Raw genomic sequence first — 11,071 nt, forward strand, 5'->3', positions numbered from 1 at the left:
TTAGACCAGACCATGAATCTGAAACAAGCGAAAGACACACTTCTCATGTAGCCCAATAGGTTACATGAGAAGTGTGTCTTTTTTTGATGATCCTCACAATCTGATCTGTAACAACAGCGAGCAACAGGCCCTTTTTTTGACCACAGACACAGACATCTTGGAGCTTTAAGGCTGTCTCGTATCGCTGATCCCATCCTCGACAACAGAAGGCTCTTGTGGAAAAGGCAGGCTGCTGTGACCTGACCGGGCTATCAGGCGATTCTGTGCTTTGTACGTATCACGAGTGATCGTTTTGGATTCAACCACTTTGCCATCAATCCTTTTGATTCGTACAGTCTCGACGATATACCCGGGCTGTCCGTTTTGCAGCACCTGCTGTGCACCATCGGGCAGAACTGTGCTGGACACGTACTTCACCGGAACGCTTAAGGTCTCTATGGTACGTGATTCCAGTGCATAGCTGATATTCTCCGGGAACGTGCCGAAGAATTTCACTACCAAACTCCGGTTCTTCACCTCGGCATGGATGAGCAGGGACTTGCCGGTATTGTTTTTGAATCGAAAGTTAATGGCTCCGGAGGCGAAGGTGGCATCCAGCCCCTTCGGTAAATACTTGACGGGCAGGGAGTGATTGCGGCGTTCAATAATATCAAGACCCGTCAACAGAGCAGCATTATATACCGTACTGGATACCTGACAGATGCCACCGCCAATACCGGGAGTCAGTCGTCCATTCACAATGACCGGTGCCTCACGGAACCCATAATCCTTCTCAGCTTTACGGATGATCTTCTCATAATCGAATATGGAACCGGGTGTTAGAATCATGCCGTTAATGGCTTCTGCTGCAGCGCTGACATTATGTACGCGGCCTTCACTGCTGTTACCAAGACCTGTGGAGAACTGGATGATCTTCCGCTCAATGCCTTCCTGACGTAGCGAGTCGATGGTCACTTCAGGTTTCAGCGTATACAAGGGTACCTGAATTAGCAGTGGGGCGGGTTTCTCATCATACTTTAAAGAGCCGAAATCCCGGTGCAGTTTCGTCTGGATGAGACTTGTGAGTTCATCCCAGTCGATTCGGCGGACGCCCTTTTCGGGGATGTATTGAATGCTGTCACTTGCGGTAATGCGGCGAACGGCGTTCGCAGGTGTTCCGAAGGTTTCTTTTTCCCAGGCAGGACTGAGAAGCGCTTGTAATGGTCTTAAATCATAGGTCGTATCCAGAGAAAACGCTTTGGGAAAATGGTAGCGTGCAGACGTACGTTCCCACAGGTTCCCTTCCTCTAGCTGCTGTAACGCGGCCTTGAAGTGGTTAACGTTGTAACTCACTCCGACCTGAGCTGTGGTATACGTCATCGTCACGGGATCGGGTTCAGCCACTTCAAGGGTGACAGGGCAGTCCTCCAGCTTTTTAATCTGCTCACCCAGTTCAAGCAACACTTCCTTACGATTCTTCCCTTCTACAGCCCAGCCACCAACATGCACATCTTTGGGAATGGAAGGTTGATTCACGTACATATACAACAATCCATAGGACGCGGAGCCGATCAAGAGGATTAAAAAGAGAACAATGACCGTCAGATGTATTTTTTTCATAACCGTACGCTCCTTTATACTTCTGTTGTCCCGCACTTTGTAACACTTTCTATATATATGATCCAATGCAGGAAAACTTTCGGGTACTCAATAGGTAACAAATTTGTTACAATAAACTTCATATGAATCCATGCTTCAACATCGTAATTGAAGCGAAGTGGATTTTTCCTGATGGAATTCAGGTCTTTTTAAAGGAAATGCCGGGAATGTGTCGAAATGATAAAGGCTAACTATGCGAGCAGGAAGTGATGATGTGATAGAAATGCAGGACGTGTGGAAGACCTACGCCAATGGGACCCACGCATTACAAGGGGTGTCGGTGAAGATCGACCGCAATGAATTTGTTTATATCGTCGGTCCGTCCGGCGCAGGTAAATCGACATTTATGAAACTGATGTACAGAGAAGAAGTTCCGACCAAAGGACAAATATCCATTAACGGATTTAATATTGGTAAGTTGAAGCCACGGAAGATTCCTTATGTCCGCCGCAACATCGGCGTTGTGTTCCAGGATTTCCGTTTGCTGCCTAGGATGACGGCGTTTGAGAATGTAGCATTTGCTATGGAAGTTATTGAAGCGCCTAAGCGTCACATCAAGAAACGGGTCATGGAAGTGCTCGATCTGGTGGGGCTCCGCAGCAAGGCCAATCGTGAACCTTCTCAGCTCTCAGGTGGAGAACAGCAACGTATTGCTATCGCGCGTGCCATCGTGAACAACCCATCGGTTATTATTGCGGATGAGCCTACGGGTAACCTTGATCCGGAGACGTCGTGGGGGATCATGCAGTTGCTGGATGAAATTAATTTTCGGGGTACGACAATTGTCATGGCTACTCATAACAGAGATATCGTAAATACGATGCGTAAACGGGTTATCGCCATTGAGAGTGGACATATTGTACGGGATCAGATGAGAGGAGAATACGGTTATGAATTTTAGTACTCTCTTGCGCCATTTGCGGGAGGGATTCAAAAACGTATTCCGCAACGGCTGGATGTCTTTGGCTTCCATCATGTCCATTATTGTTTCACTGCTGATCCTCGGCGTGTTTATGTTGCTTGTTCTCAATGTGAATTCCATGGCGAATCAGGTAGACAGCCAGGTGGAGATCAGCACTTTCCTGGAACTCAATGTGGACGAGAACCTGCGTAACACACTGGAGCAGGAAATCAGCGCAATGCCAGAAGTAAGTGAGATTCGCTTTGTCTCCAAAGAAGAAGGACTTCAGGAGTTCCGTGAACGTCTTGGAGAGAGTGCAGATAATGTGCTTAGCGGTTTCGATGTGGATAACAATCCACTGCCGGAGACGATTGAAGTTGAGGTCATTGAACCGGAAACCGTCAATTTTGTGGCGCAAAAAATCGAAGCACTGAACGAAAAACACCCGGAAAAGCCGATCATGAAAGTGAATTATGGCAAGGAAACGGTGGAAGTGTTGTTCAAATTTACGAAGCTTGTTCGTAACATCGGATTTATTTTTGTCGGGGGACTGGGTCTGATGTCAATGTTCCTGATCTCGAATACGATTCGCGTAACGATTCTGGCCCGTCGCCATGAGATCGGCATCATGAAGCTGGTCGGAGCAACCAATACCTTTATTCGCTGGCCTTTCTTTATTGAGGGTGCACTCATTGGATTTATTGGATCGGTCATTACGGTTGGGTTGCTTTTCTTTGGATACAGCCAGTTGATGTCCACCATAGGTCAGGATGTATTTATGCAGATGCTTAATCTGATTCCGCTCGGTGATATCTGGTTGCTGTTTGGAACATTGTTGGTCGGTCTTGGTGTGCTGGTAGGAATTTTGGGAAGTACACTTTCCATTCGAAAATCACTCAACGTTTAATGTTGTTTTCAACGATCGAATTGCAGAGAATGTCGAAAGGAATGGTAAAACAGTTCATTAATGGACGCTGTTTGACGATATGTAGGAAAGACGGACGCTTTATAAGTTGGAAGAAAGCAAAGAACATGCTGTTCACCACCTGTGCAGGTTGCTTTCTTGTGAAATCATAGGATGGGGGATCATCATTTTGAAAAAAACTGCTTCGCTACTGGCCTTTGCGTTATTGGCCGGTATGACGCTTCAACCTTCTGACGGATATGCCAAGAGTAGCATCAGTGATATTGACCAGCAGATCCAGCAACTGGAGAACAAAGCGGCTTCTGCCAAAAAAGAGCAGAAAAAGGCTGCTTCCAACAAAAAGGAAGCTCAGCATTATAAGAACAAAACCAATGCTTATCTGAAGGTCGTCATGGAACAGATCAATGTCGTTAGTGATGAACTGGCCAGCGTATCCCTGCAGATTGAGAATACGGAGGAAGATCTCCGTACAACCAAGAAAGATCTGCAAGCGGCAGAAGAACGTATTGTTGCACGTGAGAAACTGTTGGAGTCACGTGTACGCCTCATGTATACGGACGGTGCTGTATCCTATCTGGATGTATTGTTGTCCTCCACCAGTTTCACTGATTTTCTGACTCGTGCAGATTCTTTGAAAACGATCGTGGATCAGGATCAACATCTGCTGGATGAACACAAAACGGACAAGCAGCTAGTCGTGGACAAAAAGGTAGAACTGGATCAGCAATATGCTGAAGCCAAGAGCCTGTATGCACAGAAGAAACATCGCAAGTCTCAGTTGAATGAAAAAGAAGGGGAGAAGCAAGTGCTTCTCGCTTCATATGATGCTAAGATTGAAGAGTCGGAAGAGTTGACGCAAGAGCAGGAAGATGTATTAATGCAGATTGCCGGCAAACGTTCAGCGCTTCTTCAAGAGAAAAATAAATTGCGTGAACAGCAGGCAGCAGCCGCTGCCAAAGCAAAAGCGGCTGCTGCAGCCCGGGCGAAAGCTGCAGCCAAAACACCAACCAGAGTCAGCTCGGACAGCAGCAGTGAGGTAACGTATTCCTCCGGTAATGGGATCTTCTCCAGACCGGTATCTGGCGGGCGTATTTCTTCTCCGTTCGGCCCCCGCACCCATCCAATTACGGGTGTAGTGGGTAAAATGCACGCAGGTGTCGATTTTGCTGTTCCTCAGGGAACTTCGGTACATGCTGCTTCTGGCGGAATCGTGATCATGGCGGAATGGTATAGTGGTTATGGTTACACCGTTATTGTAGACCATGGTGGCGGACTATGGACGTTATATGGTCACTTGCGCGAAGGTGGATTTAAAGTCAGCAAGGGAGACAATGTAAGCAAAGGTGATACCATTGCTGAGTCAGGTAATACAGGCAACTCTACGGGACCTCACTTGCACTTTGAAGTGCGGGATAATGGTACCGCAGTGAACCCAATGAACTATTTGTAATTTTCTGGTGCATGAATCGAATGGAAAAAACATATTCCGTACAAGCTAGACATATACTAAGCTGGCATGTTCAGGGAATGGATTCAAGCGACAATGGAATCGGACACGCTTCAAAACTAAAGGCGGTGACAAACGGATGATGAAAAAAAGATCGGCGCTGCTGCTTGTCATTGTAGGTCTTCTTGGCGGAAGTCTGCTAACCCTGGTATTAATGGCTTATCCGGGAATAGCAAGCCAGACCACAGCGGGCGAAGGTTTGCTGGCCAGTGTAACCGGCAATACGCAGCAGAAGAACGATTTGAAGAAGATTGAAACTGCGATGGATTTGATCTCAAGTAACTATTACAAAGACGTGGATCAGACCAAATTGATTGATGGTGCGATCAACGGCATGATGGAATCTCTTGGTGATCCGTACTCTAACTATATGGGGCAGGAAACGGCTGCCCAGTTTGAAGAGTCGATCGAAGGTTCATTTACCGGTATTGGTGCAGAGGTATCCTCACAGGATGGGAATGTGGTTGTCGTCTCCCCAATTAAAGGATCACCAGCCGAGAAAGCAGGAATTCGTGCGAAAGACATGATTATGTCTGTAAATGGCGAATCTCTTCAAGGGCTGGAACTGAACAAAGCGGTTAACAAGATCAGAGGTCCAAAGGGCAGTGAAGCCAAAGTAGAGGTTAAACGTGCTGGAACTTCCGAACTGATTGAATTTGTCATTGTACGTGATGACATTGATCTGGAGACGGTATATGCTCACATGGAAGATAACGGAATCGGCGTGATTTCTATTACCCAATTCTCTCTGAATACAGGTGATCGCTTCAAGGAAGAACTGGCGAAGCTTGAGAAGCAGAACATGAAGGGTCTGGTCATTGATGTGCGGAATGACCCCGGCGGTGTACTGCAAGTGGTCATTGATATTGCTGAACAGTTCGTTCCCAAAGGCAAGGTCATTGTGCAAGTGGAAGACAAGAATGGCAAAAAAGAACAAAGCAAATCCAGTGGTTCAGCCAAACCATATCCAGTTACGGTACTGATGAACAAAGGTAGCGCGAGTGCATCGGAGATTCTGGCGGGTGCATTGCAACAATCAGCAGGCGCTAAGCTGATTGGTGAGAATTCCTTTGGTAAAGGAACCGTACAGACGAGTTATGACAAACAGATGGGTGATGGCAGCTTGCTGAAGATCACCATTGCCAAATGGCTTACGCCAAACGGGGACTGGATTCATGAAAAAGGAATCAAGCCGGATATTGCGGTGGACCAGCCGGATTATTTCTCGGTGGCACCGATTAACAAAGAGAAGTTGCCACTTCAATATGACAGCAATAGCACGGATGTGAAAAGTGCACAGACGATGCTGAGAGGACTCGATTTCAAACCGGATCGTGTGGACGGATACTACGACCAGAAGACAGAAGAAGCGGTCAAGGCATTCCAGAAGCAGAAGGGCATGCAGGCCACAGGCCAGATTGATGAGAAAACCGCTGAATCACTTGAAGCGGCTCTGATTGAACGTATTGCCAATCCTCAATATGATGCACAGCTGAAACGCGCGATCGAAAATGTCTCAAAGGATATTTCGTCCGCTGTGTCGAAGCCATAAAGAAGGCTGATTTTCAGCCTTCTTTTTTTCTGAACCGGCTGAAGGAAGGGGTGACCGACCACAATGGAATGGGTATGGGTGTGGTTAACTACATTAGGCGAAGCATTGTTGCAGTTGTTTATTCAGCCGTTTTATTATATAGCGGTGATTCTGATTGCGCTGATCTATCATCGTCAGTTGTTGCAGGAACGTAAATTGTTTCATGTTCGTTTGCAAAGCTCGATCACACAGACGATCCGTGCCGTGCTCGGAGGTATAGTCATTGGTACGATGGTCTCGATGGTGTCCCTATTTCTCGGTGCGCACCTTACACTGGGAAGTCTGCTATGTATATGGGCTGCAACGTTAGTACTATCCTTGTTCCGTATCCGGTATCTGTGCTTCGCCTACGCGGCTGGGTTGTTGGGTGTATTGCAATTTGGCTTGAACCTGGCTTCAGGCTGGCAGCCAGTCGGTTGGCTGGGTAGTGTCACGGAGACGCTGCGTACACTGGACATGCCTGCACTGCTTGTCCTGGCAGGCCTTCTACATATGGGTGAAGCCCTATTGGTAGGCATGCAGGGGGTATCGATGGCATCACCGCTGCTTTTTGAAGGCAAACGCGGAAAATTGGTCGGAGGATATCAATTGCAACAGTTCTGGGCCATTCCGCTACTGATTCTTGTTCCGGTCACAGGAAGTGGTGCAGAGCTGGCATGGAGTCCCCTCTTGAATGTGGGTAATGGATACATGCTGGTTGCGCTACCGATCATGCTCGGATTTGGTGAGATAACGCAGAGTATGCTTCCAGGACAGAAAGTACAGATTTCTGCGAAACGGCTGCTGCTCTACGGGACAAGCCTGCTCGTGATCAGTTTGCTTGCTGCATGGTGGTCTCCACTCATGGTCGTTGCTGCACTGATTGCATTCATCGGGCACGAGTTCCTGGTATGGTACAGTGCATTTGAAGAGCAAAATCGCAGTCCGATATTTGTTCATCCGCAGCATGGTTTGAAAGTATTGGCTGTTATTCCGGAGAGTCCTGCTGCAGATTTGGGGATTGAAGCCGGAGAGACGTTGTACAAGGTGAATGGTAAGTTAGTTCATTCGCCGGAAGAGTTGCATCGTGCCTTGCGGATGAACCCGGCTTTTTGCAAGCTCGAGGTGCGCAATCATCAGGGGGAAAGCAAATTCATGCAACGAGCGATCTATGAAGGGGAGCATCATCAGCTTGGGGTTATAATGGCACCGGACAATCACGAGGTCTGGGCGATTCGATTACGTCCACTGACGTTGTTTCATATCATAAACCTCAAATTATTAGCCCGTCTGAAAAAACCACACAGGGATGAAGCTCCACTGGCACTGCCGCCTGCCCCTGTTGTTAATGATAAAGGGTCAGTCGAGATGTAAATAAGCATTTGCATACATGCTGAAATGAAAAAAAAGGTATTTCCGAGCGCCTTCACAGGCAAGGGAAATACCTTTTTGTTATTTTTTTAACATAAAGATGGCGATTTGAGTCCGATCACGCAAGCTTAGCTTGCCGAGAATATCTGTGACGTAGTTTTTGACTGTGCCTTCACTGAGGAACAGTTTGGCGGCAATTTCCTTATTGGATAAGCCCTCTGATATGGCCTCGGCAACCGCTAGCTCCATACGTGTCAGTCCATAAGCTTCGATTGAATTCTGTATCTGGGGAGTCGCAGCAGGGCGTAGTAGTCCTGCCAGTTTGCGGGCAATATCCGGATGGATTAACATATCTCCGTTATGCACGGTCTTGATGCCTTGAATGATCCGCTCTGGGGGACGTTTTTGAGCAAATAACCGCTTGCTCCATTCTGTAATGCCTGAATAATATACTCATCGTCGTCAAACGTGGTCAGCATGAGCACCTGGATTTCAGGGAAACGTGCCTTTATGCGTTTGGTACCTTCAACTCCGTCACATTCCGGCATCCGAATATCCATCAACACCACGTCCGCAGGCGTTCCTGCTTCAATCAATTCCAACGCTTCCTGCCCATTTGAGGCCGTGCCTGTAACGCGAATGCCGGAGTCCAGTCCAAGCAGCACTTTCAGGCTCTCACGAATGAAGTAATCATCGTCTGCGAGAATCAGCCGAATAAGTGGGAGCTGGGCTGAATCATTGTTTTGGTTCACATCATTCCGTTCGGACATGAGAACATTCACTTCCTTTTTTCAGAGTATATCCATCTGGTTCGTTAATGGAATGCATGTAATCACTGTATACGGAAAAGCCGATTGGATCTCCAAGGTTCCTCCCACCATTTGTGTGCGCAGAAGCATGCCTTCCTGTCCTATGCCATTTCGCTTGGAAGAATGAGGATTGATTTTGCCATCATTACTTACACTCATGCACACTTCCTGATCCCCGAATACCAGCTCCACTGTGATTGAAGAAGCATTTCCGTGTCGCAGGGCATTGGTCAAGGCTTCTTTGGCATTTTTGAACAAAACGATTTGTATGCTGGGATACAGTACATGGGATGGGCCATGAACTTCATAATTTGTCTTCACGCCGGTATCTCTGCCGACTTCCTCTAGGAGACGATCCAGGGCGTAGGCTTTGGATGCATAGGAATTAGGTTGCAGTTTGTGTAGTGTGCTGCGCATATCATCCATACTATCGGCCAATTGATCGCGAATCTGTCTCACCATTTCCGTTCCTTGTTCCATATTCAGGGGAAGGGTCAGCAGGGCGGCTTCCGACATCATTTTGGTGCGAATCAGTCGATGACCGATATCGTCATGAAGCTGTCTGGAGATACGGGTACGTTCCTCTGCCTGAGCCACTCCTTCAAGTTTCTTTGTAAATAACAGCAGCTGCGCACGAGTTTCTTGTAGCTCGTAATGTTTGCTGCGAAGATCGTCATAGACTTGTTCCAGTTGTCCGCGGCTGCTCGCCGTTCTTGATCCCTGCCAGGACAGAGCCGCTGTGATGAGCAGAAGCAGGTTGCCAAGAACCATCGCAGTTGTCTCTGCGGAGAGTAATGTAGGGGCGGTTGTATTTAGTGTGGTTAACCCTCGCTGCGGTGCCTGTGGGGCACAATAATGCCAATGCAAAGCGACATTGTTAGCGACAAGCTGAATTGCAAACATCAACCATCTCCAACTTCCCACCAGTCTGTATATATACACGTAGAGCACGGATAGAGAGAGGAAAAACATAAATGGTCCATACGAAGCAATCAGCCAGCAGCTCCAGAGTATTTCGGCCAGAAGCAACAGCCATTGCTGTGTACTTGAACGGTTAAAATCTTTCCACACGGAGAGTCCAAGCGCGATGATGATATACAGGGTGTAGATAGCTTCGTTTTCCAAGGGCAGCATCAATATGTACAGTACTGCTGGAACGATAATTAATCCGTATTGCAGAAACCGCATTGGCATATGTAAATGACATCCTTTATATAAAAGTGGAGTAGAAAATCTCTTGGTAATGCGCCCTTGATTATACCATAAGCAGCATTCGAATCAGGAGATGACTTAAGTCACCTTCGATTCATGACTTTTTGTACCTTCGCTACAGATTGCGATCCGTTACAATAAAATTATGAAATCCAGCGGCGAAGGCCGAAACGGAAAAGGGGCGTAAAAGGGATGGGCATACTTGAAGTAGATCATGTAGTAAAACGATACGGCAGCAAGCTGTCCGTGGATCATTTGAACCTTAGTGTTGGTAAAGGCGAGATTTTTGGATTGCTTGGTCCCAATGGAGCAGGAAAAAGTACCACCATCAGCATGATTGCAGGGCTCCTGAATATGGATCAGGGTGAAATCAGATTAGATGGGGTCTCGGTCAAGAAGCGACCGCTTGAAGTAAAGCGCAAGATCGGACTGGTTCCGCAGGATCTGGCTTTATACGAAACCATGTCTGCTGCGGAGAATGTGACCTTTTTTGCCAGACTGTATGGACTGCGTGGAAAATTGCTTAAGGAAAGAGTGCAGGAGTCCCTTGAATTTGTAGGGTTGCAGGATAAAGCAAAGGATGCCCCCTCGACCTTCTCTGGCGGTATGAAACGCAGGTTAAACATCGCATGTGCGATTACACATCGCCCGGATCTAATTATTATGGATGAACCGACCGTTGGCATTGATCCGCAATCTCGGAATCATATTCTTGAATCGGTACGCACACTTAACAAGATGGGTTCAACGATTATATATACAAGTCATTACATGGAGGAAGTGGCTGCGATTAGTCAACGGGTTGCAATTATGGATCAGGGGCGAATTATTGCCTGTGGGACTGAAGCAGAGCTGAGAGAACGGGTAGCATCGGAGGAAAAAGTAGTGCTCTCCACTTCCGGTATCGGTCCCGACGTCGTGGAAGAACTGAAACTTCACCCCCGTGTGCGGATGGTAGACGTTTCAGAGAATACACTGACCATTACGCTGCCCTCGGCACAGCAGGATCTCCAGGATCTGCTCTTCATTTGCAGCAAACATGAAGTATCCATTCAGTCGCTCAAGGTCGAAGAGCCGGATCTGGAAACGTTGTTCCTCAATCTGACCGGGCGTACGCTTCGGGACTAGGGGGAACAAG

Annotated in this window: 8 protein-coding genes and 1 pseudogene; 6 read left to right on the forward strand and 3 right to left on the reverse strand. The window is 47.4% G+C overall.

From position 1 onward, the window contains the following. Positions 1–165: 165 nt before the first annotated feature. Positions 166–1,599, reverse strand: coding sequence for a VanW family protein (locus C0Q44_RS08755; protein WP_105406914.1), 1,434 nt, complete (start codon positions 1,597–1,599; stop codon positions 166–168). Positions 1,600–1,852: 253 nt separating this feature from the next. On the opposite strand from C0Q44_RS08755, the gene ftsE reads away from it, so the two are divergent. From ftsE to C0Q44_RS08780, 5 genes are all read left to right on the forward strand, one after another. After that, on the forward strand, positions 1,853–2,539 hold the full coding sequence (gene ftsE, locus C0Q44_RS08760; protein WP_105407659.1) for a cell division ATP-binding protein FtsE: 687 nt from the start codon (positions 1,853–1,855) through the stop codon (positions 2,537–2,539). Beyond that, the gene (gene ftsX, locus C0Q44_RS08765) at positions 2,529–3,446 is read left to right on the forward strand and encodes a permease-like cell division protein FtsX (protein ID WP_105406915.1); all 918 of its coding nucleotides are present in this window, start codon (positions 2,529–2,531) and stop codon (positions 3,444–3,446) included. The genes ftsE and ftsX overlap by 11 nt, the downstream gene beginning before the upstream one ends. 187 nt (positions 3,447–3,633) lie before the next feature. After that, a complete protein-coding gene (locus tag C0Q44_RS08770) occupies positions 3,634–4,914 on the forward strand; it encodes a murein hydrolase activator EnvC family protein (RefSeq protein ID WP_105406916.1) in 1,281 nt (426 codons plus the stop codon). A gap of 136 nt (positions 4,915–5,050) precedes the next feature. Next, positions 5,051–6,523, forward strand: a complete 1,473-nt coding sequence (locus tag C0Q44_RS08775; protein WP_105406917.1) for a S41 family peptidase — start codon at positions 5,051–5,053, stop codon at positions 6,521–6,523. A 63-nt stretch (positions 6,524–6,586) separates the two neighbouring features. After that, complete coding sequence (locus tag C0Q44_RS08780) at positions 6,587–7,915, forward strand: PDZ domain-containing protein (protein WP_105406918.1); 1,329 nt, start codon at positions 6,587–6,589, stop codon at positions 7,913–7,915. Between the two features lie 78 nt (positions 7,916–7,993). On the opposite strand, the pseudogene C0Q44_RS08785 reads toward C0Q44_RS08780, so the two are convergent. Both C0Q44_RS08785 and C0Q44_RS08790 read right to left on the reverse strand, forming a co-directional pair. Further along, positions 7,994–8,682 (reverse strand): annotated as a pseudogene (locus C0Q44_RS08785) (response regulator transcription factor). 21 nt (positions 8,683–8,703) lie between these two features. Continuing rightward, a complete protein-coding gene (locus C0Q44_RS08790; RefSeq protein WP_105406919.1) occupies positions 8,704–9,915 on the reverse strand; it encodes a sensor histidine kinase in 1,212 nt (403 codons plus the stop codon). Between the two features lie 210 nt (positions 9,916–10,125). On the opposite strand from C0Q44_RS08790, the gene C0Q44_RS08795 reads away from it, so the two are divergent. Then, complete coding sequence (locus C0Q44_RS08795) at positions 10,126–11,061, forward strand: ABC transporter ATP-binding protein (protein WP_105406920.1); 936 nt, start codon at positions 10,126–10,128, stop codon at positions 11,059–11,061. Positions 11,062–11,071: the final 10 nt, after the last annotated feature.

It is taken from the genome of Paenibacillus sp. PCH8 (assembly GCF_002968835.1).
In the GTDB taxonomy this organism is placed as follows: Bacteria; Bacillota; Bacilli; order Paenibacillales; family Paenibacillaceae; genus Paenibacillus.

What these genes read in the sequence shown, in the direction of transcription:
- C0Q44_RS08775 (WP_105406917.1), top strand. Translation starts at nt 5,051, where the DNA reads ATGATGAAAAAAAGATCGGCGCTGCTGCTTGTCATTGTAGGTCTTCTT.
- ftsX (WP_105406915.1), top strand. Translation starts at nt 2,529, where the DNA reads ATGAATTTTAGTACTCTCTTGCGCCATTTGCGGGAGGGATTCAAAAAC.
- C0Q44_RS08780 (WP_105406918.1), top strand. Translation starts at nt 6,587, where the DNA reads ATGGAATGGGTATGGGTGTGGTTAACTACATTAGGCGAAGCATTGTTG.
- C0Q44_RS08795 (WP_105406920.1), top strand. Translation starts at nt 10,126, where the DNA reads ATGGGCATACTTGAAGTAGATCATGTAGTAAAACGATACGGCAGCAAG.
- C0Q44_RS08790 (WP_105406919.1), bottom strand. Translation starts at nt 9,915, where the DNA reads ATGCCAATGCGGTTTCTGCAATACGGATTAATTATCGTTCCAGCAGTA.
- C0Q44_RS08755 (WP_105406914.1), bottom strand. Translation starts at nt 1,599, where the DNA reads ATGAAAAAAATACATCTGACGGTCATTGTTCTCTTTTTAATCCTCTTG.